Here is a 23,481-nt window from a genome sequence, read left to right on the forward strand (position 1 = left end):
GCTGGTCCTCAGGCGCTCTGGGCGGCTGCTTCGGTCAAGCGGGCAATGGCCGCGTCCAGCTCATCCAGGGCGCGCTGGGCCTCGGGGTCATCCTGCTTGAGCAAGGTTTCACTGCGCTGACAGGCGGCGCGCAGCTGTGGCACGCCACAGTAACGCGTGGCCCCGTGCAGGCGGTGTACGCGTTCGATCAGTGTCGTGCGTTCGCCGGCATCCCGCGCCTGGCGAATGGCCTGGCGATCACCTGGCAGACCGGCCAGCAGCATGCTCAACATATCGGCAGCCAGATCCGCCTTGCCGGCCGCCAGGCGCAGGCCTTCTTCGGCATCGAGCACCTTGCTCTGGGATTGCGCCGGAGCAGGCTGCGCGGCCTTGCTTGCAGGCTGGTTGCGCAGGTTAAGGCCGGTCCATTTGAGCACTACTTGCGCCAACTGGCGCTCGCTGATCGGTTTGGTCAGATAGTCGTCCATGCCGCTTTGCAGCAGGGCACGTTTCTCGTTGGCCAGGGCATGGGCGGTAAGGGCGATGATCGGCGTGGCACTGCGGCTCTGCTCGCTCTCCCACTGGCGGATCGCTTCCGTGGCTTCGCGGCCATCCATGCCTGGCATCTGCACGTCCATGAACACCAGGTCGAAGCTGTCCTGCTTGATCTCGTCTATCGCAGCAAAGCCGCTGTCCACGGCCTTGACGTTAGCCCCCATGTCATCGAGCAGGGTTCTGACCAGCAGCAGGTTGGCCGGGTTGTCGTCGACGCAGAGGATATGCGGCCGTCTCGTCTCACCCATTACCAGCGGTTCATTGAGCGGACGTTGCGGGTTGACCAGCTCGACCAGCGCCTTGTGCAGTTTGCGTGTGCAGGGCGGCTTGGCCTGCAACTGGGTGTAGGCGTCGGGGAGCGACTCGTGGAACAGTCCCAATTCTGTCGTGGGGCAGAGCACCAGCGCCTTGCAGCCCAGTCGATCGAGCTCCTGAATGCGTTGGCCGAGGGTTTCGGCCGGCAATTGGGCGGCGGTGATGCCGAGTACCGCGAGGGTCAGCGGGCGATCCCGCTGCTGCTGGCTGCTGACTGCCTCGAAAAGCTGCCCAGGGTCGGCGAAGCTCTCTACTTCCAGGCCACAGTCTTCCAGCTGGTGCGCCAGGGCCTGGCGAGCCAGTTCGTGGCTTTCCAGAACGGCGACGCGGTGGCCCTGCAGGGCCGCGCGCGGCAAGTCTTCGGCATCGTCGCGGGCCTTGGGCAGTGATAGGCTGACCCAGAATTCCGAGCCTTCACCTGGGGTGCTGTCGACGCCGATCTCGCCACCCATCTGCTCGATCAGGCGCTTGGAAATCACCAGGCCAAGTCCGGTGCCGCCGGCCTGGCGGGTCAGCGAGTTATCGGCCTGGCTGAAGGCCTGAAACAGCGCGCGCAGGTCTTCATCCGACAGGCCGATACCGGTGTCCATGACGCTGATGCGCAATTGCGCGCTGTCGGCACTTTCGTCCTCGACCATCGCGCGCATGACGATGGTGCCTTCGCGGGTGAATTTGATGGCATTGCTGACCAGGTTGGTCAGCACCTGCTTCAGGCGCAGTGGGTCACCGCGAAGGGCCAGTGGCGTATCGCGGTAGATCAGGCTGACCAGTTCCAGCTGCTTTTCATGCGCTGCCGGGGCAAGGATGGTCAGTGTGTCTTGCAGCAGATCGCGCAGGTTGAAGGGTAGGGACTCGAGCACCAGCTTGCCGGCCTCGATCTTGGAGAAATCCAGCACCTCGTTGATGATGCCGAGCAAGCTGTCCGCGGATTTCTCGATGGTCATCAGGTAATCCTGCTGGCGCGGGCTGAGCTCGCTTTTCTGCAGCAGGTTGGTGAAGCCGAGAATGCCGTTGAGCGGGGTGCGGATTTCGTGGCTCATGTTGGCCAGGAACTCGGACTTGATGCGGCTGGCTTCCAGCGCTTCCTTGCGGGCGAAATCCAGCTCGATGTTCTGGATTTCGATGGTTTCCAGGTTCTGTCTGACGTCTTCGGTGGCCTGGTCGATGTTGTGCTGCAGCTCCTCCTGGGCATTCTGCAGGGCCTCGGCCATGCGGTTGATGCCGGCGGCCAGCTCGTCGAGCTCATGGTTGCCCTGCGGAGGTAGGCGGGTTTCCAGGTGGCCGTCCTTGAGTTGGGCGACGGTGGCCTTGATCGCCAGCAAGGGTTCGTTGATGGTACGGCTCATGCGCAGCGCGAGCAGGGCCGTGACGGCCAGGCCACCGGCGATCAGCAGCAGGCTGGTGATCAAGCTGCGATAGCCGCTGAGCAGCGTGCCCTGGTGCGATAGTTCCAACTCCACCCAGCCCAGTAACTGTGGGTCGTCGTCTGTCTTGGCCTGGTCGCTGAGAACCAGATGCTGGTCGTAGACCGGGAGCAGGAAACGCGTGGCATCCTGGCCGCTGAGCTGGCTTACATCGGCCTGACCAGTGGGTGACGGGTTGAGCATGCTGGGGCCGGCATGAGCCAGGACATTGCGTTGTGGCTCCAGAAAACCTACTGCGCGAACGTCCGGGTGTTCAAGTGCCTGCTGAGCGATACGTCCGAGCAATGCGGTGTTCTGTTGCTGCAGGGCCGGCGCCGCGAGTGGCGCCAGGTGCTCGACCAGCATCTCGCCGCGCTGCAGCAGCTGTGCCTGCAAGCTTGATAGCTGCACCCAGGTGAAATAGCCGCCCAGCACCAATGCCAGCAGGCTGGTGGGGAGCAGGGTGAGCAGCAACACGCGCCCTTTGATGCCTAGATCCTTGAACACGGTTTATCTCCTTGATCTCGTCCGGGCAGTGTAGCGATTCGGCGCGCTGGAATCTTTAGGTGAGCGATTGTTGTTTAGTAGGTAGAATTGTTCTCATTTTTATCCTGTGGTCCCCGATGATGATGACCCAAAGCCCTGTTGCAACCCGCATTCTGGCGGTAGAAGACGACCCCTTGCTGGCCAGTCACCTGCAGGCCGACCTGGTAAATCGTGGTTACGACGTGACCCTGAGCCATGACGGCAGTGAGGGACTGAGCCTGGCCGAGCGCGAAGATTTCGATCTGGTGCTGATGGACATCATGCTGCCGGGCACCAATGGTCTGGAGGCGTTGCAGCGCTTGCGCCAGCGCCGCCGTGTGCCGGTGCTGCTGATGTCGGCGCTGGGTGACGAGCAGAACCGTATCGCTGGATTCAGTCAGGGAGCCGACGATTATCTGCCCAAACCTTTCAGCCTTGGCGAGTTGAGCGTGCGCATCGAGGCGATTCTGCGGCGTGTGGCTTATGAGCGGCATCAGCAGCAGGGCCAAAGCACTGATGACGGGCTGAGTTTCGATGAAGGGCGCAGCGATGTTGCGCATGCCGGTCAGTGGGCCGGGCTGACGCTCAGTGAGTACCGCGTACTGGAGTTGCTGTGGCGCAACCGGGAGGAGGTGCTGAGCAAGCCTTTCCTTTATCAGCAAGCCTTGCGCCGCGCCTACGCTCAGCATGATCGCAGCCTGGACATGCACGTCAGTCACGTGCGCCGTAAATTGCAGGCCATCGGCTATGCCCAGACGCGGGTGGATACCGTATGGGGCAAGGGCTACGTTCTGGTGCAGGTCAGCTCATGAACCTGCCGGGCCGACATTCGCTGCTGTGGAAGCTGACGGGCGCCCTGGCGCTGTTCTGTCTGTTGCTGGTCAGTTTGCATGTCGATATCGGCCGAATCCTGATCCAGGCGACCTCGTACCTGTCCAACTCTGCCAAGAGCACTCTGTCGGACTACGCGCAAGACGCGGAGCACGCCTGGCGCAATGGCGGTGTCTCCGGGGTTGACGATTTTCTACGGGGGCTGCGCGAGCAGGAGCAGGTCTGGGCAGCGGTAGTCGATGAACACCAGCACTCGCTGTCTTCGCAAGCGCTGAGTGAAGAGGAGCGGCAGCGCCTGGACTTCGTGCGCAAGCTCGACTTCCCGGTCGGCCGGCCGGGAGGCACGCCAACCTTCTATATACCGTTCAGCGATGGCGAGACGCGTCTGGTCATGGAGCTGCCACAACGCCTAAGCCCGCGTCGGTACAACGAACTATGGGAGATTTTGCTGCAGCGGGTCGTACCGTCTGTCCTGGCGATATTGCTGGGCTTGCTGCTATATCGCGCGCTGATTGCGCCACTGGCGGTGCTGCGTCGTCAGGCCGCAGCTCTGAGCGCTGGTGATCTGGATGCACGGGTCGGGCCTGGAGTGACCGGGCGGCGTGATGAGCTGGGTGAGCTGGCGCGAACTTTCGATCACATGGCGGGCCGTTTGCAAAATACCGTGGCCTTCCAGCGCCAACTGCTGCGCGACCTCTCGCACGAGCTGCGCACGCCGTTGAGCCGGCTGCGGGTCGCCGGGGAGCACGAGCAGGATGTCGATGCCCTGCGCCAGCGCCTGGAGCGCGAAGTGGGGGGGATGGAGAAGCTGATCGGCGATACCCTCGAGCTGGTCTGGCTGGATACCGAGCGGCCCAGCCTGCCACTGGAGTCGGTGGATATCGCGCGGCTCTGGGAGGTCCTCAGCGAGAATGCCGGCTTCGAGTCTGGTTGGGACATGCAGCGTCTGCCTTGCGAAGTGCCGGCCGATTGCGTGGTCTGGGGGCATCTCAATGGTCTGGCCCAGGCGCTGGAGAATGTGTTGCGCAATGCCATTCGCCATTCTCCCGAGGACGGTGTGGTGCGCCTGGGCGGCATGCGGGATGGCAATTATTGGCAGCTCTGGGTCGAAGACCAGGGGCCGGGGGTGCCGCAGCAGGCGTTGGAGACGATCTTCCGACCCTTTGCGCGGTTGAATGTTGCCCGACCAGGCGGAGACGGTTACGGCCTCGGCTTGGCCATCGCGCGCAGCATGGTGCAACTGCAGGGCGGGCAGCTGTGGGCGGAGAATCTTGATGGCGGCTTGAGCATCAATTTCCGTCTGAAGGCCGATCTTGCCAGGCCGGTGCCGCGTCGAGTCGCGCAAGTGCACGCGCAGGCGGTCTTGCCAGCGGGCGAGTCGCCCTCGGTCTGATTCAGCGCGGATGAATGGCCGTGCCGCCGGCTGCTATTACTTTGAGATTCAGACCCTGCTGATCGAGCCACGATTGCAGGCGTCTGGCTGTTGAGTCGGCGTTCCCATCATCGGTGCGCAGCGGATGGACGCTGCCATGCCACATCAGCATCTGCAGCGACTGTGCGAGCAGACCCAGGTCACCTTTGCAGGTATCCAGTCGGCTCAGCTCCTGAAAGCTCGCCGGGCCGGCGTTCAGCCGCTGCAGAATGGGAGAGAAGACAGAGACTGGCCCCTGAATCTCGCCGATGGGCGTGGCGAAGGTCAGCCCACCGCTGCGCTCTGCGCTTGGGCAGGGGCCGAAGCGCAGCGTGGCGACCTGCTGAATGTGCTGCTGCGGAGGGAGGCTTACCGGGTTGCGTTGGAACAGGTCCTGGCGTTGATGCTGATGGCGAGCCATGTCCTTGATCAGTTCGCGGATGGCTGGCGACGCTTGCTCGCGCAGCAGCGCCTGGCTGGCCTCGGGGATCGACAGCGAGTCGAGGTTTTCGAAGACGTTGGCGCTGCCAAGATAGGAAAGGCCCGCGCTGGCGACCATGCGATGTACGTCGACCGAGTGCTGCGCTTGCCAGTGGTCGCTGAGAAAGTGGTGGGCCAGGTAGGCCGGGTTCATCCGCTGCAGTGTCTGCAGGCTGGCTCGAAGGCGGGGCTGATCATGAAAGACGCCAGTCGCGTCGAGCTGGCCGAGCAGTTCGAGCCCGGCACGGACTTTCTGTTGCGAATCGCCGGGCAGTTGTGCGGCGACTTCATTGAGCAGCTTCTGTATCGGTAGCATCTGCGTCGCGCCGGGGTGACACATATAGTGCAGATACAGCAGCCCGCGCGGCTTTAGCCACTTCCCGACCAGTTCGAGGATGTGCGCTTGCTGTTCGGGTGCGATCCAGGACCACACTCCGTGACAGGCAATGAAGTCGAAGTGCTGACTGTTCTGCTGGCCGAAGCGGGCGAAGTCGGCATTGATGAAGCGAACGTTATCCAGGCGGATTGCCTGTGCAGCCTTTCGGGCAAAAGCGAGTTGCGCCTCGTTGAAGTCGACCCCGAGGAACTGTCCCAGTGGGTTGCAGGCCGCGGCGACCAGCAGGTTGATGCCCAGGCCGCAGCCCAGCTCGCAATAGTTGTAGGGCTGATCGATTGCGGGGGCGAGGCTGCCCTGGATCTGCGCCAGGCTGGCAAGCCAGACCGGCTGCATTTCCCTGTGGTAATGCGGCGGGTAGGCCGTGTCCCTGACATAGGATGGTGGTGCATTCATGAGGCTGCCTCTGTGTCTGAAAAGCGAGAAGCCGCCTCCTGAAAGAGGCAGCTTCTCGGGTACCTAAACCAGGTAGCAGAATCAGAAATTCTGCGTCAGCCCGAATACGTAGCGTCTGCCATCGAGGTTGTAGGCGAAGTCATCTTCCGTGGTGACCTCCTTGTTGGTGACGTTGTAGACACCGAACTTGAGGCTCAGGTCGCGAGTCGGCTTGTACACCAGGCCGACGTCGGCAAAGGTGTAGGACGGGTAGGTCACGCCATTGGTGTTGCTGCCGCTGGTGCCTGTCTGCCAGCGACCGGAGGTCTCGCCACGGTAGTTGACCTGGGTCCACAGGTTGAGCTTTTCGGTGGCTTGCCAGTCCAGCGATGCGTTGAACATGTGCTTGGCCATGTCGTTGAGCGGCTCGCCCTTGTACTGGCCTGACTTCTGCTCGGTGCTGGTATAGGTGTAGCTGTGGCGGTAGGTGAGGTTGTCGAGAATCTGGTAGTCGAGGGTGAATTCGACACCTTTGAGTTCGGCCTCATCGACGTTTTCGTAGGCGGTGTAGCCAAACTGATGCGCGGGGTAGGTGGTGCCGTTGTAGGTGCAGGCGACGTTCTGTGCACAGACCCGGCCGGTGCGGTTGATCTTGTCTTCGTAGTCGATCTGGTAGATGGTCAGGGTGCTGCTCAGACCGAGGTCGAAGTTCTCGTAGCCGATGCCGATTTCACGGTTGACGCTGGTTTCCGGGACCAGATCCGGGTTGCCGATGATGACCCCGCCCATGGATGTGGCGCCATAGTCGGTTGCGCTCTGGCGCAGGGCCGGAGCCTTGTAGCCGGTGGTGACGCCGCCCTTGAGGGTGAAGTTGTCAGTCAGTCGATAGACGGCATAAACCTTCGGGCTGAACTCGCTGCCGTAAGCCTGATTGTCATCGAAGCGGCCGCTGAGGGTCAGGGTCAGGTCATCGGTCAGGCTCCAGTTGTCCTCCAGGAACAGCGAGTTCTGGTAGCGATCCATCTCCACCACCGCATTGGCGTCTGCCACTACAGGTTCGCGCAGGCCGCTGCTGGCGCCATCCTCGAGCTTCTCGTACTTGTGGGTCAGGCCCCCGGTAAGGGCGTGCGAGCCTGCAAAATAGGTGGCCTGGGTATTGGCCGTCAGTACGCTGTATTCGATGCCTTCGCCGGTTGTGGCATTCAGACGGCTGAGGTTTTCGGAGTGGTCATAGTTGACGTAGGTATCGGTCAACAGGTTGTCGTAGCGCCCCTCATGGGTGATCGCGTAGGTGCGCTGAATCGAGTCGGTGAAGGTGGCTTCGTCCGCCTGAGGCAGGCTTTTTCCGGGGTTGGCCCAGCGCCGTTGACGACCTTCGTTGTAGTTGAGGGTGACCAGGTTCTGCTCGTTGATGCTCCAGCCCAGTTTGCCACCGGCATTGCTTCTTCTGTAGCGCGGGTCGGTTGCACCGCTGTCGTCCTGGCCGGTGAGGTGGCTTTCATCCTGGTGCAGGAACGAGCCATTGAGCTGCAGGGACAGCATGTCCTGGATCAGTGGCGCGTTCAGGTAAGCGCTGGTCTGGTAGCCATCCTCGTTGATGTCGTTGTTGCTGTCGGCCATCGAGTATTCGGCGGTGACGCTGCCGCCGAACTCGTTGTGAATCCGCTTGGTGATGATATTGACCACACCACCCATGGCGTCCGAGCCATAGAGCGAGGACGCCGGGCCGCGGATGACTTCGATGCGTTCGATCGCCTCGATCGGCGGCAGGAAATTGATCGGGGTGCCGGCCTGCGTGCCGTTCAGACCGAAGGCATCGTTGCCCTGTACGGGGCGGCCGTCGATCAGAAACAGCGTATAGCCGGCTGTCATGCCGCGAATCATCACCGAGCGTTCGACGCCACCACCGGCGATCTGCACGCCGGCGACGTTCTTCAGGGCATCGGTGACGTCGGTGTAGGAGCGCTTCTTCAGTTCTTCCGCCGAGATCACACTGATACTGGCCGGCGCATCCTTGATGCTCTGCTCGAAACCCGAGGCGGTCACGACCACGTCACCCAGTTTCACTTGCTCGGCCGCCTGCACTGCAATGGCTGAGCAGGTGATCGAGGCCATCGCGGCTGCCAGCAGGGTTTTCTGAAATTGCGGTTTGGACCGAGCAACGAACGGGCGGTTGATGCGTGACATGCGTATAGCTCCTACGGAAAACAGGATGGCTCAAGTGTCGGCGTGTTTTTCTGATGTCTGTCCGGCAGCCTCTGCTGAGCGCCCGTGACCGTTCCCGGCGAAGCCCTGCGGATCGTCGGCGTCGAAGTGGGTGCACGTTGCTTGGGTGCGCCCGTGTCCGAGTGGGGCTGCACCGCTGGCAATTTGCTGTCAGGCTGCGGATTTCTCGCAAATGATATGAATACTCATCTGCGAGTAAATGTGATTTACAAACTATACATTTTGACTTTGTAAATTCTGCGAGCTCCGAATCCCTTCTGGATCAGGGGGAATCCGGGCTGCGCTTTTTCAAGGTGTAAATCCAAATGCGGCTCAATAGCGATTGATAAAGCCCTGCTGTAACCTCGGCGGCGCCTGGGCTGGGCGGATGTTGCCGAAGCGGCTCTTCATGGAGGCGTACGCGCCCGGCGCAAACGTATTTCAATGAGGAGAGAGATATGTCGTCGCTTCGCTCCGCTGTGACTCACCTGGTCGCAGCGTTTGCCTTTCTGGCCTTCACCTGTGCTCATGGCGCCTATCCCCTGACGGTCAGCCATGCGCAGGGCAGCCTGACGCTGAACGAGACGCCGAAGCGGGTTGCCGTGTTCGATCTGGCTACGCTGGATACTCTGGATGCACTCGGGGTGTCGGCGGCCGGTGTGCCGCAGATGGTCGGCCCTGACTACCTCAAAGACACCTATGCGCAGCGCGAGGTGGTCAATATCGGCACCCTGTTCGAGCCGGACTACGCCGCGCTGGAAGCCCTCAAGCCAGATCTGATCATCGTCGCCGGCCGCTCCAGTGCTGCCTACGAAAAACTGGCGCAACTGGCGCCGACCCTTGATCTGAGCATCGCGCCTGACGCCTTCATTGCCGGGGTGCGGCAGAACCTGCAGCTGCTTGGCGACATCTTCGACCGTCAGGAGCGGGCCGTGCAGCTCGATAGCGAGCTGCAGCAGGCGCTGCTCGCGACCCATGAGAAGAGCCAGGGGCTGAACTCGCTGACGTTGTTCACTATCAACGACGCGTTGATGCTGCATGCCCCGGGTGAGCGCTTCGGCATGCTCTATGAGGTGTTGGGTACGCATTCCGTGGTCGAGTCGGTGGATCCGGCGAGCGTGCCGCAAGGGCGCCCGGCACCCGGTTCGGCGGAGGCCAAACAGCTGCGCGAGCGGCAGAAGGTGCGCCTGGATGCTGCTTTGCAGGATGCACCGGACTGGCTGGTGATTCTGGATCGTGGTGCGGCAACCGGTGGTGAAGGCAAGGCGGCAGAGACACTGGGCAAACACCCGGCAATCGCAACCGGCAAGGCCTGGACTGCCGGCAAGGTGTTCTATCTCGATCCGCCCACCTGGTATATCGCCACTGGCGGTTATCAGGGGCTGATGAATACCCTGAAGGCGTTCTCCGCCGCGCTGTGAAACTACCGGCAGCCATCAGGGCTGTCGGCTTGCGTCACGTCATGACACCGATCATGGCGTGATGAAGCTACGGGTTCGGCGTATCATGACGCCCCTTTGCGTCAGTCTGGATTCGCACACCCCATGAGCCTGCAATTCCCCACCATCGCCGATTGCATCGGCAACACACCTCTGGTGCGCCTGCAACGCCTGGCTGGTGAGACCAGCAATACCCTGCTGGTCAAGCTGGAGGGCAACAACCCGGCTGGTTCGGTCAAGGACCGGCCGGCACTGTCGATGATCAACCGTGCCGAACTGCGCGGTGATATCCAGCCTGGCGACACGCTGATCGAAGCCACCAGCGGCAATACCGGTATCGCCCTGGCCATGGCGGCGGCGATCAAGGGTTACAAGATGATCCTGATCATGCCGGACAACTCCACCGCCGAGCGCAAATGGGCAATGACCGCCTACGGCGCCGAGCTGATCCTGGTCAGCAAGGAGGAGGGCATGGAGGGTGCTCGCGACCTGGCCGAGAAGCTGCAGGCAGAAGGCCGTGGCAAGGTGCTCGACCAGTTTGGCAACGGTGACAACCCCGAGGCTCACTACAGCGGCACCGGCCCGGAGATCTGGCGGCAGACTGGCGGAACCATCACCCACTTCATCAGTTCCATGGGCACCACTGGCACCATCATGGGCACCTCGCGCTACCTCAAGGAGCAGAACCCGGCGATCCAGATCGTCGGTCTGCAGCCGCAGGAAGGCTCGGCCATTCCCGGCATCCGCCGCTGGCCGCAGGAGTACCTGCCGAAGATCTACCAGGCCGAGCGCGTCGATCAGGTGATGGACATGGGCCAGGCCGAGGCCGAGCACGTCATGCGCCGCCTGGCGCGCGAGGAAGGCATCTTCTGCGGGGTTTCCTCCGGTGGCTCGGTGGCCGGCATGCTGCGCCTGTCGCAACAGGTGGAAAACGCCGTGATGGTGGCGATCATCTGCGACCGCGGCGACCGTTATCTGTCCACCGGCGTTTACGAAGAACCGGCGAACTGATGGCCAAACGTAGCTCCAGCCTGCGCTTTCAGCCCAGCGGTGGCAGTCGCGCCCAACAGCTCCCTGTCGGCAAGAAGCAGGTGCTGGCCATCGAGCGCCTGGCCGGTGACGGCCGTGGCATCGCTTTCGAAGGTGGGCGCACCTGGTTCGTCAGTGGTGCGCTGGCCGGCGAGCAGGTCGAGGCTCGCGTACTCGCTGCGCGCAGCCAGACCGTCGAGGCGCGCGCCGAACGCATCATCAATGCCAGCGAGCAGCGCCGCAGCGCGCCGTGCGTGCATGCCGGGCGTTGTGGTGGTTGCAACCTGCAGCACATGCCTCATGCCGATCAACTCGCCCTGAAACAGCGCACGCTGGCCGAGCAGATGAGTCGCCTGGGTGGCGTACAGCCGGACGAATGGGCGGCGCCACTGGTCGGTCCTGAGCTGGCCTACCGTCGCCGTGCACGCATCGCCGTGCGCTGGGACGCCAAGGCGCGTCAGCTGCACGTCGGTTTCCGCGCCGAGGCCAGTCAGGACATCGTCGCCATCGACGATTGCCCGGTGCTGGTACAGCCCTTGCAACCGATTTTCCAGGCGTTGCCGGCGTTGTTGCGCAGCTTGGAAAAACCGCAGGTCGTGGGCCATGTCGAGCTGTTCAGTGGCAGCGCCGAGGCTGTGCTGCTGCGTCACACCGCTACACTGTCCGAGGCCGATCTGGCGCGGTTGCGCACCTTCTGCCGGGAGCATACGGCGCAGCTGTGGCTGCAGGGTGAAGGCCAGCCGCAGGCGGACGAGGCGGGCGCCGAGCTGGGTTTCGCGCTGCCGCGCTGGCAGTTGCAGTTGGCCTATCGACCCGGTGACTTCGTACAGGTCAACGGTCTGGTCAATGAGGCGATGGTCGCGCAGGCGCTAGACTGGTTGGCAGTGCAAGCTGATGAGCGCGTGCTCGATCTGTTCTGCGGGCTGGGCAATTTCGCCTTGCCGCTGGCGCGCCAGGCCGCCGAGGTGGTGGCGGTGGAAGGCGTCGAGGCGATGGTGGCGCGAGCCGCCGCCAACGCACAGCACAATGGCCTGGGCAACGCGCACTTTTTCCGTGCCGACCTGTCCAAGCCGCTGGCCGATGAGGCCTGGGCGCGTGGCGGTTTTTCCGCAGTGCTGCTCGACCCGCCGCGCGACGGTGCGTTGCAGGTGGTGCGTGGCATGAGCGAGTTGGGTGCGCGGCGCCTGGTGTATGTGTCCTGCAACCCGACCACCCTGGCGCGCGATGCCGCCGAGCTGGCGCAGCAGGGGTATCGACTGCGCCGTGCCGGGATTCTCGACATGTTCGCGCAGACCGCGCATGTCGAGGCGATGGCTCTATTCGAAAAAACCGAGCCCTAGGCTCGGGGTAAGGCGGCACGTTCGGTGTCGCAGGGATGTGCAGGATGCGCGTTCTTTCAGTTAATCCGACCGGCTCAGAGAAGGCCGGCGACTGCTCGGTGCGGCGTATGCGCACCGTAGGGAAGGTAAGACGATGGTTCAGGTGAGAGCGCATCAGCCGATCAACGATGACGGCAGCATCAACCTCGAGGCCTGGTTGGAGCATGTCACCCGCGTCGATCCGGCGCTGGATCGTCAGGCATTGCAAGAAGCCTGCGAATTTGCCCGTGATCTGGAACAGCAGGCCAACACCAGCGAGCATCACTGGAGCGAGGGCGCATCGACATTCCGCGCCGGACTCGACATCGCGGAAATCCTCGCCGATCTCAAGCTCGATCAGGATTCGCTGGTCGCGGCGATCATCTATCGCGGTGTGCGTGAGGGCAAGATCACCCTGGCCGCGGTGCACCAGCGCTTCGGCCCGGTGGTGGCCAAGCTGATCGAAGGCGTGCTGCGCATGGCGGCGATCAGCGCCAGTATCAATCCGCGGGAATCGGTGGTGGTCGGCTCGCAGACGCAGGTGGAAAACCTGCGCAAGATGCTGGTGGCCATGGTCGACGACGTGCGCGTGGCGCTGATCAAGCTGGCCGAGCGCACCTGTGCGATCCGGGCGGTAAAGGAAGCTGACGAGGAGAAGCGGCAGCGCGTAGCGCGCGAGGTGTTCGACATCTATGCGCCGCTGGCTCACCGCCTGGGCATCGGCCATATCAAGTGGGAGCTGGAAGACCTGTCCTTCCGCTACCTGGAGCCGGAGCAGTACAAGCAGATCGCCAAGCTGCTGCACGAGCGTCGTCTCGATCGCGAGCAGTACATCAACGATGCCATGGCGCACCTGCGCCAGGAGCTGGAAGCCACCGGTATCAAGGCCGACATCAGCGGCCGGGCGAAACATATCTATTCGATCTGGCGCAAGATGCAGCGCAAGGGCCTGCAGTTCAGCCAGATCTACGACGTGCGTGCGGTGCGTGTGCTGGTGCCGGAAATGCGCGATTGCTACACCGCGCTGGGCATCGTGCACACCCTATGGCGACACATTCCCAAGGAGTTCGACGACTACATCGCCAACCCCAAGGAAAACGGCTACCGCTCGCTGCACACTGCCGTGCTCGGCCCGGAAGGCAAGGTGCTGGAGGTGCAGATCCGCACCCACGCCATGCATGAAGAGGCCGAGCTGGGCGTCTGCGCACACTGGCGCTACAAGGGCACCGACGTCAAATCCGGCTCCAACCACTACGAAGAGAAGATTTCCTGGCTGCGTCAGGTCATCGAGTGGCACGAGGAGCTGGGCGACATCGGCGGCCTGGCCGAGCAGTTGCGTGTCGATATCGAGCCGGATCGGGTCTACGTGTTCACCCCGGATGGCCACGCCATCGACCTGCCCAAGGGTGCCACGCCGTTGGATTTCGCCTACCGCGTGCACACCGAGATTGGCCACAACTGCCGTGGCGCCAAGATCAACGGGCGCATCGTACCGCTGACCTACAGCCTGCAGACCGGCGAGCAGGTGGAGATCATCACCAGCAAGCAGGGCTCGCCGAGCCGCGACTGGCTCAACCCCAACCTCGGTTACGTCACTACCAGCCGGGCGCGGGCGAAGATCGTGCACTGGTTCAAGCTGCAGGACCGCGACCAGAACGTCGCCGCCGGCAAGCAACTGCTCGAACGCGAGCTGGTGCGCCTGGCGCTGGTTGGCGTGGATTTCGATAAGCTGGCGGAAAAGGCCAACCTGAAAACCGCCGAAGACCTGTTCGCGGCCATGGGCGCGGGCGATGTGCGCCTGGCGCACGCGGTCAACCTGGCCCAGCAGTTGGTCGAGCCAGAGCGCAGCAGCGAGCAGCTCGAGCTGATTCCGCGCAAGGCCCAGGGCTTCAAGCCGGGCAAGCGTGGCGACATTCAGATCCAGGGTGTCGGCAACCTGCTGACGCAGATGGCCGGCTGCTGCCAGCCGCTGCCGGGCGACCCTATCGTTGGCTACATCACCCTCGGTCGTGGCGTCACCATTCACCGCCAGGACTGTCCGACGGCGCTGCAACTGAGTGGGCGTGAGCCGGAAAGGATGATCCAGGTGAGCTGGGGGCCGGTACCGGTGCAGACCTACCCGGTGGAAATCGTCATCAAGGCCTACGACCGCTCTGGTCTGCTGCGTGATGTGACCCAGGTTCTGCTCAACGAGAAGCTCAATGTGCTGGCGGTCAACACCCGTTCGAACAAGGAGGACAACACCGCCTCCATGTCGATCACCGTGGAGATTCCCGGCCTTGATGCCCTCGGTCGCCTGCTGGCGCGTATCGGCCAGTTGCCCAACATCATCGAAGCGCGCCGCCACCGCGTGGCTTAGCAGGAAGCGTCCATGTATCAACTCGACGATCTGCTGCACCTGATGGCGCGCCTGCGTGACCCGCAACATGGCTGTCCCTGGGATCTCAAGCAGGACTACGCGAGCATCGTGCCCTACACCCTGGAAGAGGCCTACGAGGTCGCCGATGCCATCGAGCAGGGCGACTTCGAGCACCTGCCAGGCGAGCTCGGCGACCTGTTGTTCCAGGTGGTCTATTACAGCCAGCTGGCCCGCGAAGAAGGGCGTTTTGACTTCGCCAAGGTGGTCGATGGCATTACCCGCAAGCTGATTCGCCGCCATCCTCATGTGTTCCCCGATGGGGACCTGTATGGCGCGCCGGATATGGCCAGGCTGGAAGAGGCTGCCATCAAGCAGCGCTGGGAAGAGATCAAGGCGCAGGAGCGCGCCGAGAAGGCTGCCGCGCCCAAGCAACTGTCCTTGCTCGATGACGTGCCGGTCGCGCTGCCGGCGCTGAGCCGTGCGGTCAAGCTGCAGAAGCGTACCGCCCAGGTCGGCTTCGACTGGCCCGAGGCGCTGCCGGTGGTGGACAAGGTCCGCGAAGAGCTGGACGAAGTGCTCGAAGCCATGAGCGAGAACGATGCCGAGGCGGTGGCCGAGGAAATCGGTGATCTGCTGTTCGTCGTCACCAACCTGGCGCGTCATCTCAAGGTCGATCCCGAGGCTGCGCTGCGCGCCGCCAATGGCAAGTTCGAGCGGCGCTTTCGCTTTATCGAGCAGAGCGTACGTGAAGCTGGGCGCAGCCTCGATGGCTGCACGCTGGAAGAACTGGACGCCCTGTGGGGCGAGGCGAAGAAGCTGGAAAAGCAGGCGCCAGGCTGTTGATGACGTAGCCCGGATGCAATCCGGGAAATGCCTAGCTCGTGCCTCCCGGATTGCATCCGGGCTACCGTTGGGTTTTCGGGCTGGAGCCGCTGCGTCTTAGCCCTTATGCTGGGTGCTTCGAAAATGGCGGTGCCGCGCGCCGCTGCAACAACATCATGTTCGGGATCTTTAGTCATGGGTCTTTCCCTGCGCGACCAGCTGCTCAAAGCCGGCCTGGTCAATGAAAAACAGGCCAAGCAGGTTGGCAAGCAGCAGCAGAAGCAGAAGCGTCTGGCGCACAAGGGCCAGGCCGAACTGGACGACAGCACGCGCCAGGCAGCACTACAGGCCCAGGCCGAGAAGGCTGCGCGCGATCAGGAGCTGAACCGTCAGCAGCAGGAAAAGGCCGAGCAGAAAGCCCGTACGGCACAGATCAAGCAGCTGATCGAGCGCTCGCGCCTGCCCAAGCTCGATGGCGAGGACTACTACAACTTCGTCGATGACAAGAGGGTCAAGCGCCTGCCGGTCAACACCATGGTGCGTAACAAGCTGTCCAACGGCTGGCTGGCCATTGTTCGCCATGGCGGCGGTTATGAAATCATTCCGCGTGAGGCGGCGTTGAAGATCCAGGAGCGCGACGCTTCGCGCATCGTTCTGCTCAATACCCATGTCGAAGAGCCGGATGCCGACGATCCGTACGCCGCCTACCAGATTCCTGATGACCTGATGTGGTAATGCAGCGTTTCTGTCCGCTCGCGTAGGGTGCGTTGTGTGCACCGCGGATTGGTGCAATTGCTATTGGTGCGCATGACGCAACCTGCCCATAGGTGCGTCGCGTTCAGCAGCGATTGCCGCCCAGCACCACTCGAGCAAAGCTGGCGCCTGTATCCAGCGGGGTGATTGCCAGCAGGCTATCCATGCGCAGGCGCTGTTCGCCTCCGGCGGTATGCACGAGCAGAAACTCCTCCTTGTTTGCCGAGGTTTCCGTGGTCAGGGCCCGGCCCTGCTGACGAGTGCCGTCGACCAGCTCGATATCCAGCTGATAGTGATGCATGCAAGCGATCTCCAGATAGTCGTAGAGGTCGCAGGCCAGGGGTTGGTAGTCGTCCATCGAGTTATCCTCCGAGATCGCTAGAGCCTAGCCGAGAAATGGCTCCGACTGTTTTTCAAGGAGTTAAAAACGCCGCAACCCGTTACAGGCGTTGCGGCGTTTTCGTGTGGCTGGAGTGTTTACATCAGAGGGATGGTGTAGCTGACGATCAGTCGGTTCTCGTCCAAATCGCCGGTGGTCGCGTTGGAGCGTACCATCGCGTTCCGCCAGCGCACGCCCAGGTTCTTCAATGGACCTTCCTGGATGATGTAGCTGATATCCACGTCGCGCTCCCATTCCTTGCCGCTGGAGCCATCTGCGGCATCAAATCCGTCACCTGTGACATAACGAACGAAGGCTGTCAGGCCGGGAACGCCATAGCTGGCGAAGTTGATGTCATAACGTGCCTGCCAGGATTTCTCGTCCTTGCGGGTGAAATCGAGAATTTGCAGGTAGTTGACGATGTATGGATCGGTTTCGCTCAGGAAGGGGAAGGCGTTGTCGCCGCCTACCTCCTGGTAGCCCAGGCGGAAGGTGTGCGCGCCGATGCCGGCCCAGAGGTTGACCGAGGTCAGGTCGTTATCTATGTCGCCTGCGCGCTTGGAGCCGTTGTCCTGAGAGTCGAAGTAGGCCAGGTTTGTGCCCAACTTCCAGTCGCCAATTGGCTGTACGTGGATCAGGTTGTACAACTTCTGGTCGTAGATATCTTCCAGCTCGCCATACCACAGGCCGACCGTGGTGTTGCCACCGTTGAACTTGTAGTCGCCGCCAGCGAAGTTGTAACGATCACTGGCGCGAGGGCTGGCTGCCGAGGTGAAGTTGGTGGCGGTGATGTCTTCGCTGTCTGTGGAGTTGCGGAAGTTCACTTCGCGCAACTGGCCGCCATTGAGCGTCAGGCCGGCGAATTCCTGTGAGGTGATCATGCCGCCATTGAAGACCTGCGGCAGCAAGCGCGAGTCGCCGGACGAAACGATGGGCAGTTTCGGCATCAGGCCGCCGACCTTGCCAACGGTCTTGGAAATACGCACCTTCACCGCGCCGGTGGCTTCGGAGTACTCATCCGGCCCTTCGTCGCCGAAACCGTTGGGTAGCAGGTTGGTGCCTGCCCGCTCGTCCGAGGAGTCGAGCTTCAGACCCAGGCCGGCATAGGCGTCGAGGCCGAAGCCGACGGTGCCTTCGGTGAACCCTGATTCGGCCTTGAAGATGAAGCCCTGGGCCCATTCTTCGCGCTTGGACTGCTGCGCAGCGGTGGTGTCGCGCAGGTCGCGGTTCATATAGAAGTTGCGGAGTTCCAGGGTGGCCTTGCTGTCACCGATGAAGTCAGCCTGTGCCAGGCTCGGTAGAGTGAGGCTGGCGCCCAGCGTGGCGAGGGCCACGGCGCGGGCGAGGGGAGTCTTGCTCATTATTGTTGTCTCCTCGTTGTTATAAGCAGGCCGACCACGATGTGACCGGCCGGTTACGGCGCCATGAAATAAAGCACTTCGGTTATGGGGCGACTGTAAGACTTTAGTCTGGCGCCAGCTGGTCGCAATATGGCCTGTGGGCGGCCCGATATCTCTATCTCGCCTCTTTCGACTCGAATTACGACCTTCGGTCTTGTGCTGAAAAAAAGATGGCTGGCACAGCTGCGCTGAAAAGAATCAGGGACCGCTGGTCGAGAAAAGCTAAAGCTTGCCGGCGAGCGGCCGTTAAGTTCGGCAGATCACCTGCTTAGGGACCCTGACCATGCATCCGTTAAGCTCACTCAATTCCGCTGCTGCCCGCACTGCGCAGGCGAGCAACTCTATGGCTACGCGCAATAACGCCGCCGATGCACAGACCACCCTGGCCAACCGGCTTGCCGACAAACTTGGCCTGCAGCCGGGCGCTCTCAACGGCAAGCGTGATGACTACACGCCGGAAAAGGTGGCGGGGCGTGTGCTGGGATTCATCGAGCAGCGCCTGCAGAGCGAGGCGGCTGCTGGTGCTGATCCCGCCAAGCTGGAGAAGCTGTTGTCTCAGGCGCGCGAGGGTGTCGAGAAGGGTTTTGCCGAGGCACGCAAGATTCTCGATGGCATGGGCGTTCTCGGCGGCCAGGTGGCGGGCGATATCGATGACACCTACAGCAGGATCCAGGACGGTCTGGCCGACCTCGACAAGCGTTTCGGTGCAACTGCGCCGGGCTCGTCGGGGGAGGTTGCCGTGGCCGGTTATCGTGAGCGCTTCTCCGCTCTGGCTGAAACCTTCGACTTGTCCATCACCACTCGTGACGGAGATCGCCTGCGTGTTTCTGTCGCGCAGGCATCTGCCAACTGGTCGCAGAGCAGCTTCGCCGCGTCCAGTGATGGTAAATCCTCCAGCGTGGTAGCCAGCAGCCAGTCCGGCAGCCTGCAGATTGGAGGCTGGCAGGTCAGTGTGGAGGGCGAGCTGGACGATGATGAGATCAAGGCACTGGAGACGCTGTTCAGTCAGGTGCAGGATCTGTCCGACAAGTTCTATGCGGGCGATCTGGCTGGCGCCTTTGATCGTGCCATGGCGCTGGATATGGATGGTGAGCAGTTGGCATCGATGTCGCTGCGGCTGACCCAGACCAGTGTGCGTCAGGCTACCGATGCCTATGGGGCTGTTGCAGGGCAGGGCGCCAGTGCGGTCAATGGCGGGTTGCAAGACTACGCTCAGGGCTTGCTCGATGCGCTGCGCAGCGCCGGCGACCTCGCTCAGGATGCCGGCGGCATGCTCAAGGACCTGCTCAAGGGTGGCTTCTCGCTGGATGATCGCTTCGACCTGCCGCGTCTGGAGAAAGCTGACAGCCTCAACCGCAGTCTGCTTGATGGCTTGCAGTCTCTGCTTCCAGGGCAGGCTGACGAGGCTAACGGCGCGAGCTGATACTGCCCGGTGCTAAACTGCGCACCTTGCTGACAGTGAGGTGCGCTCATGACGCCTGAATGCCAACTCTTCGGAACCCTGGGTTGCCACCTTTGTGAGGTGGCCGAGGCATTGCTCATGCCGTTCGTCGAGAATGGCCTGCTGGTCGAGCTGATCGATATCGCAGAGCACGAGGGGATGATCGACCAGTACGGTTTACGTATTCCGGTTCTGCGCCGTTGCGACACCGGAGGCGAGTTGAACTGGCCGTTCGATGCCGAGCAGGTGGTCAGCTTTCTGCGTTGAAGAAGTGCCTGATGGTCAGAGCGCAGGCAATAAAAAACCCGCCGGTTAAGGCGGGTTTTTTGTTTGGTCGGAGAGACAGGATTCGAACCTGCGACCTTCTCGTCCCGAACGAGACGCGCTACCAAGCTGCGCTACACTCCGAATGAGGCGTATTCTACCGAAAAACTTTTACCGCACAAGGGGTTAGCCTGAAAAAACTTCAGCTCAGGAGTGTGGTGAACTGCCCGTTCCCGGGTTCGGGTAGCTTTCGGTAGCGCCTCAGGCATTTGCCTCAGAGCTCCTTGACCGTCTGCACCTGGTCCTTGTTGATCGTGGCGCGTTTACCGTCGAGCTGCTCGAACTCGTAGAAGCCGGAATCCTCATCGAAAGTCGGTTTGTCCACGGTCTGAATTTCACGGCCATCGTTCAGTGTGATCACCGATGGCGAGGCGCAACCGGCCAGCACGGCAAAGCCGATTACCATCAGCAGCGCGGGAATGGTCCGTTTGGTCATGGTCTGTCTCCTTGGATACGAATGGGTGCCATACCCTCGCTCAGACGTAAAACCGCCGTATGAGTTCCGCTGCAGGGCGCCTGATTCAGTTTGCAGGAGGCGTATCGGCAAGAATTTCAGGTGTATTGAGGTTGGCCAGGCGGGCGTCGTCCAGTGGGCAGTCGACCGCGACTGGCGCCAGTTTGCCGAACCAGCGCTGCGGGCTGCGCTCGCCGGCCTGCCAGGCGCCTTCAAGATCATCCTTGAGGCATGTGGGTAACAGGCAGAACAACGGCTGCCAGTAATTGCCCTGGCGCACCACAACCGGTTTGTCTCCCGCATGGGCCAGCAGCGCGCTCAGCAGGGAATGGTCGACCAGTGGGGCGTCGCAGGGCAGCACCAGCAACTGCTCATGACGGGCTGCCGCCATTCCGGCGCGGATGCCGGCCAGCGGTCCCTGGAAATCCTGTTCCAGGTCGGCCACCAGCTTATCGGCATATGGGGCATAGCGATCATTGTTGCGGTTGCAGGAAATGATCAGGTCATCACTCAGAGGTCTGGTCAGTTCATGCAGCCAGGCGATCAGTGGCCGGCCATGCCATTGCAAGAGGCCTTTGTCCTGCCCGCCCATGCGTTGTCCACGACCACCGGATAGCAGAAGCACCGAGCAGTTGGCAGGGGTTGGGGATGTCGGCATGGAGCGGTCTCCGGGGGCTGCGGTGTGATATAAAGTTGCCCATTGTCTACCAATTGGATGCCTGCCATGAACCATAAGGCCGAAGCGGTTTTCGTGCCGTTGAACATTGCCGTACTGACCGTCAGCGACACGCGCACGCTGGAAACCGATACCTCGGGTCAATTGCTCGTCGATCGTCTGAGCGCTGCTGGCCACCAGTTGGCGGCACGCGTGCTGCTCAAGGACGATCTGTACAAGATTCGCGCCCAGGTCGCGACCTGGATTGCCGAGGATGAGGTGCAGGTGGTGGTGATCACTGGTGGTACCGGTTTCACCGGGCGTGACAGCACCCCTGAGGCCGTCACCTGTCTGCTGGACAAGCAAGTCGACGGTTTCGGTGAGCTGTTCCGGCAGATATCCGTGGCCGATATCGGCACCTCCACGGTGCAGTCGCGTGCTCTGGCCGGGTTGGCCAACGGCACGCTGGTTTGCTGCTTGCCGGGATCGACCAATGCTTGTCGTACGGCTTGGGACGGGATTCTTGCCGAGCAACTCGATGCGCGCCATCGTCCATGCAACTTTGTACCGCACCTGAAGCAGGCCGCTGCGTGCGAGACGCGCGGATGAGTGGCTGCGACAAGCCTGGCCTGCTGCCCATGGAGGCAGCGCTGGAGCGCCTCCTGGCGCTGGCTGACGCTGCTGCTGTAGAGGAAGTCGAGCAGGTTGAGCTGGCGCAGTCCGATGGGCGCGTGCTGGCCGAGCCGCTGATCGCGGAGCTGGATCTGCCGCCATGGGCCAACAGTGCCATGGATGGTTACGCCCTGCGCCTGGCCGACTGGAATGGCCAGGCGTTATCTGTCAGTCAGCGCATTCAGGCGGGCGTAGCCCCCGCGCCGCTGGAGCCTGGCAGTTGCGCGCGCATTTTTACCGGCGCGCCGTTGCCGGCTGGCGCCGACACCGTGGAGATGCAGGAGAATGTCGAGCTGGACGAAACCGGTCGAGTGCTCTTTCGTCATGCATTGAAGATTGGACAGAACGTTCGTGCGCAAGGCCAGGAAACGCGCAACGGCGAGTGTGTGCTGCCGGCGGGGACGCGCCTGGGGCCTGTCGAGCTGGGGCTGGCGGCTTCTCTCGGCGTCGCGCGGCTGCCGGTGCGTCGTCGCTTGCGCGTGGCGGTTCTCTCTACCGGTGACGAATTGGTGGAGCCGGGAGAGGCGCTGGAGCCGGGACAAATCTATAACAGCAACCGACGTTTGTTGATCACCTGGCTGCAGCGTCTGGGCTGCGCCGTCACCGATGCCGGGATATTGCCGGACGACCTGCCGCGCACCCGCGCAGCGCTCGGGGCTCTGGGTGCGGTTGACCTGATTCTGTCTACCGGTGGTGTATCGGTCGGGGAAGCTGACTTTCTCGGGCTGGCGCTGCGTGAAGCGGGCGAGCTGGCGCTTTGGAAGCTGGCGATCAAGCCGGGCAAGCCGCTGACGTTCGGTCATTATCAAGGCGTGCCGGTGATCGGCTTGCCGGGTAATCCGGCTTCGACGCTAGTTACCTTCGGTTTGTTGGCACGCCCGTATATCCTGCGCCGTCTTGGCGTTCAGCGTGTGGAGCCCCTGGCTTTCCCGGTGCCGGCGGGTTTTGTCTGGAGCAAGCCGGGCATGCGCCGGGAGTATTTACGTGCGCGGCTGGAGAATGGTCGAGTGGTGCCGTATGCGAATCAGAGTTCAGGTGTGCTGCGCAGCGCCGCCTGGGCTGAAGGGTTGGCTGAGGTAATGGAGGGCAGCACGCTTGCAGAGGGCGATATGCTGCGGTTTATCCCGCTAAGCGAGATCCTCGGTTGAACATGACGCGCCCGGCCAATCTGGTTGGGCGCGTTAGATGATGCGGTAAAACTACTGGGTCACATTTCTCACGATAGAATTTGCAAATGAACCTTATAGAGGGCATAGTCGCCGACTTGTAAATCTCTAATCGACACGGTCGTGCCCATGCTCCAACGCTTCGCACCCCTCGTGCCTCTAGCACTAACAGTCTTTCTCGCTGCCTGCGCCGGCCACTCGCCGCAACCGCAGATCAGCGAAGCTGCGGTCAAGCCAATTGCTCATCCGCTTTCCCAGCAGATCGAGCCGGCGGACGATGATGTCACCGCATTGATCGACGACAAACCCTATGAAATGCCGCAGCTGGCCGACAGCCTGCTCGATCTCGGGCGTTCGCTGATCGGTACTCGCTATCGCTACGGCGGCACTTCGGTGCAGTCCGGTTTCGATTGCAGTGGTTTCGTCGGTTATCTGTTCCGCGAGGAAGTCGGTCTCGAATTGCCGCGCTCCACGCGCGAATTGATCAAACTGGATGCGCCCAAGGTCGCGCGGGCCGATCTGGAGCCGGGTGACCTGATTCTCTTCAATAATCGTGGGCGTGGGCGTGTCAGCCATGCTGGCATTTACCTGGGCGACGATCAGTTCATTCATTCCAGCAGCAGCCGCAGCGGCGGTGTGCGCATCGACAGCCTGGACGACAGTTACTGGAAGCGCAGCTACATGGAGGCCAAGCGTGTGCTGGCGCTGGCTCCTACAGACGATCAGGCTGCGAGCAGAATCCATCCCTGATGGCGTA

At 62.2% G+C, this 23,481-nt stretch carries 20 protein-coding genes and 1 tRNA gene; 13 read left to right on the plus strand and 8 right to left on the minus strand.

The window, feature by feature from the left end:
- Nucleotides 1-8: 8 nt before the first annotated feature.
- Nucleotides 9-2,759, minus strand: coding sequence for a response regulator (locus tag ACJRW5_RS10420; protein WP_484570438.1), 2,751 nt, complete (start codon nucleotides 2,757-2,759; stop codon nucleotides 9-11).
- A gap of 119 nt (nucleotides 2,760-2,878) precedes the next feature.
- On the opposite strand from ACJRW5_RS10420, the gene ACJRW5_RS10425 reads away from it, so the two are divergent.
- Together ACJRW5_RS10425 and ACJRW5_RS10430 are read left to right on the plus strand one after the other, a co-directional pair.
- Nucleotides 2,879-3,589 (plus strand): response regulator transcription factor, encoded by a 711-nt coding sequence (locus ACJRW5_RS10425; RefSeq protein WP_484570585.1) that lies wholly within the window; start codon nucleotides 2,879-2,881, stop codon nucleotides 3,587-3,589.
- Nucleotides 3,586-5,001, plus strand: a complete 1,416-nt coding sequence (locus ACJRW5_RS10430) for a HAMP domain-containing sensor histidine kinase (RefSeq protein WP_484570439.1) — start codon at nucleotides 3,586-3,588, stop codon at nucleotides 4,999-5,001. The genes ACJRW5_RS10425 and ACJRW5_RS10430 overlap by 4 nt, the downstream gene beginning before the upstream one ends.
- Nucleotide 5,002: 1 nt before the next feature.
- Here the strand turns inward: ACJRW5_RS10430 and ACJRW5_RS10435 are convergent, their stop codons facing one another.
- Nucleotides 5,003-6,289, minus strand: a complete 1,287-nt coding sequence (locus ACJRW5_RS10435) for a class I SAM-dependent methyltransferase (protein WP_484570440.1) — start codon at nucleotides 6,287-6,289, stop codon at nucleotides 5,003-5,005.
- A gap of 81 nt (nucleotides 6,290-6,370) precedes the next feature.
- Nucleotides 6,371-8,455, minus strand: a complete 2,085-nt coding sequence (locus ACJRW5_RS10440; protein ID WP_484570441.1) for a TonB-dependent receptor domain-containing protein — start codon at nucleotides 8,453-8,455, stop codon at nucleotides 6,371-6,373.
- Nucleotides 8,456-8,931: 476 nt separating this feature from the next.
- On the opposite strand from ACJRW5_RS10440, the gene ACJRW5_RS10445 reads away from it, so the two are divergent.
- The 6 genes from ACJRW5_RS10445 (at nucleotide 8,932) to ACJRW5_RS10470 (ending at nucleotide 16,215) form a co-directional block, all read left to right on the plus strand.
- On the plus strand, nucleotides 8,932-9,894 hold the full coding sequence (locus ACJRW5_RS10445; RefSeq protein WP_484570442.1) for a siderophore ABC transporter substrate-binding protein: 963 nt from the start codon (nucleotides 8,932-8,934) through the stop codon (nucleotides 9,892-9,894).
- Between the two features lie 123 nt (nucleotides 9,895-10,017).
- Nucleotides 10,018-10,923, plus strand: coding sequence for a cysteine synthase CysM (cysM, locus tag ACJRW5_RS10450; protein ID WP_484570443.1), 906 nt, complete (start codon nucleotides 10,018-10,020; stop codon nucleotides 10,921-10,923).
- Nucleotides 10,923-12,281 (plus strand): 23S rRNA (uracil(1939)-C(5))-methyltransferase RlmD, encoded by a 1,359-nt coding sequence (gene rlmD, locus ACJRW5_RS10455; protein ID WP_484570444.1) that lies wholly within the window; start codon nucleotides 10,923-10,925, stop codon nucleotides 12,279-12,281. The genes cysM and rlmD overlap by 1 nt, the downstream gene beginning before the upstream one ends.
- Nucleotides 12,282-12,414: 133 nt before the next feature.
- The gene (relA, locus tag ACJRW5_RS10460; protein WP_484570445.1) at nucleotides 12,415-14,658 is read left to right on the plus strand and encodes a GTP diphosphokinase; all 2,244 of its coding nucleotides are present in this window, start codon (nucleotides 12,415-12,417) and stop codon (nucleotides 14,656-14,658) included.
- Between the two features lie 12 nt (nucleotides 14,659-14,670).
- A complete protein-coding gene (gene mazG / locus ACJRW5_RS10465; RefSeq protein ID WP_484570446.1) occupies nucleotides 14,671-15,501 on the plus strand; it encodes a nucleoside triphosphate pyrophosphohydrolase in 831 nt (276 codons plus the stop codon).
- Nucleotides 15,502-15,675: 174 nt separating this feature from the next.
- On the plus strand, nucleotides 15,676-16,215 hold the full coding sequence (locus ACJRW5_RS10470; protein WP_484570447.1) for a DUF2058 domain-containing protein: 540 nt from the start codon (nucleotides 15,676-15,678) through the stop codon (nucleotides 16,213-16,215).
- 103 nt (nucleotides 16,216-16,318) lie between these two features.
- Here ACJRW5_RS10470 and ACJRW5_RS10475 read toward each other — a convergent pair whose 3' ends face one another.
- Nucleotides 16,319-16,591, minus strand: a complete 273-nt coding sequence (locus tag ACJRW5_RS10475) for a Rho-binding antiterminator (protein ID WP_484570448.1) — start codon at nucleotides 16,589-16,591, stop codon at nucleotides 16,319-16,321.
- A gap of 119 nt (nucleotides 16,592-16,710) precedes the next feature.
- Complete coding sequence (locus ACJRW5_RS10480) at nucleotides 16,711-17,973, minus strand: OprD family porin (RefSeq protein WP_484570449.1); 1,263 nt, start codon at nucleotides 17,971-17,973, stop codon at nucleotides 16,711-16,713.
- A 322-nt stretch (nucleotides 17,974-18,295) separates the two neighbouring features.
- On the opposite strand from ACJRW5_RS10480, the gene ACJRW5_RS10485 reads away from it, so the two are divergent.
- Together ACJRW5_RS10485 and ACJRW5_RS10490 are read left to right on the plus strand one after the other, a co-directional pair.
- Nucleotides 18,296-19,435 carry a DUF5610 domain-containing protein gene (locus ACJRW5_RS10485; RefSeq protein ID WP_484570450.1) on the plus strand — a complete coding sequence of 380 codons (1,140 nt, stop codon included), beginning with the start codon at nucleotides 18,296-18,298 and terminating at the stop codon, nucleotides 19,433-19,435.
- A gap of 48 nt (nucleotides 19,436-19,483) precedes the next feature.
- The gene (locus tag ACJRW5_RS10490) at nucleotides 19,484-19,720 is read left to right on the plus strand and encodes a glutaredoxin family protein (protein ID WP_484570451.1); all 237 of its coding nucleotides are present in this window, start codon (nucleotides 19,484-19,486) and stop codon (nucleotides 19,718-19,720) included.
- Between the two features lie 64 nt (nucleotides 19,721-19,784).
- On the opposite strand, the gene ACJRW5_RS10495 is transcribed toward ACJRW5_RS10490, so the two are convergent.
- From ACJRW5_RS10495 to mobA, 3 genes are all read right to left on the minus strand, one after another.
- Nucleotides 19,785-19,861 (minus strand) — tRNA-Pro (locus ACJRW5_RS10495).
- Nucleotides 19,862-19,991: 130 nt separating this feature from the next.
- Nucleotides 19,992-20,213, minus strand: a complete 222-nt coding sequence (locus tag ACJRW5_RS10500) for a YgdI/YgdR family lipoprotein (RefSeq protein WP_484570452.1) — start codon at nucleotides 20,211-20,213, stop codon at nucleotides 19,992-19,994.
- An 85-nt stretch (nucleotides 20,214-20,298) separates the two neighbouring features.
- Entirely contained in the window at nucleotides 20,299-20,889 is a 591-nt protein-coding gene (gene mobA / locus ACJRW5_RS10505) for a molybdenum cofactor guanylyltransferase MobA (RefSeq protein WP_484570453.1), read from the minus strand.
- A 66-nt stretch (nucleotides 20,890-20,955) separates the two neighbouring features.
- On the opposite strand from mobA, the gene moaB reads away from it, so the two are divergent.
- The 3 genes from moaB (at nucleotide 20,956) to ACJRW5_RS10520 (ending at nucleotide 23,474) form a co-directional block, all read left to right on the plus strand.
- Nucleotides 20,956-21,495: a molybdenum cofactor biosynthesis protein B gene (gene moaB / locus ACJRW5_RS10510; RefSeq protein ID WP_484570454.1), complete on the plus strand. Its 540-nt coding sequence runs from the start codon at nucleotides 20,956-20,958 to the stop codon at nucleotides 21,493-21,495.
- The gene (locus ACJRW5_RS10515; RefSeq protein WP_484570455.1) at nucleotides 21,492-22,706 is read left to right on the plus strand and encodes a molybdopterin molybdotransferase MoeA; all 1,215 of its coding nucleotides are present in this window, start codon (nucleotides 21,492-21,494) and stop codon (nucleotides 22,704-22,706) included. The genes moaB and ACJRW5_RS10515 overlap by 4 nt, the downstream gene beginning before the upstream one ends.
- 147 nt (nucleotides 22,707-22,853) lie before the next feature.
- Nucleotides 22,854-23,474 carry a C40 family peptidase gene (locus ACJRW5_RS10520; RefSeq protein ID WP_484570456.1) on the plus strand — a complete coding sequence of 207 codons (621 nt, stop codon included), beginning with the start codon at nucleotides 22,854-22,856 and terminating at the stop codon, nucleotides 23,472-23,474.
- Nucleotides 23,475-23,481 lie beyond the last annotated feature (7 nt).

Source organism: Pseudomonas pichavaramensis, assembly GCF_050473265.1.
In the GTDB taxonomy this organism is placed as follows: domain Bacteria; phylum Pseudomonadota; class Gammaproteobacteria; order Pseudomonadales; family Pseudomonadaceae; genus Aquipseudomonas.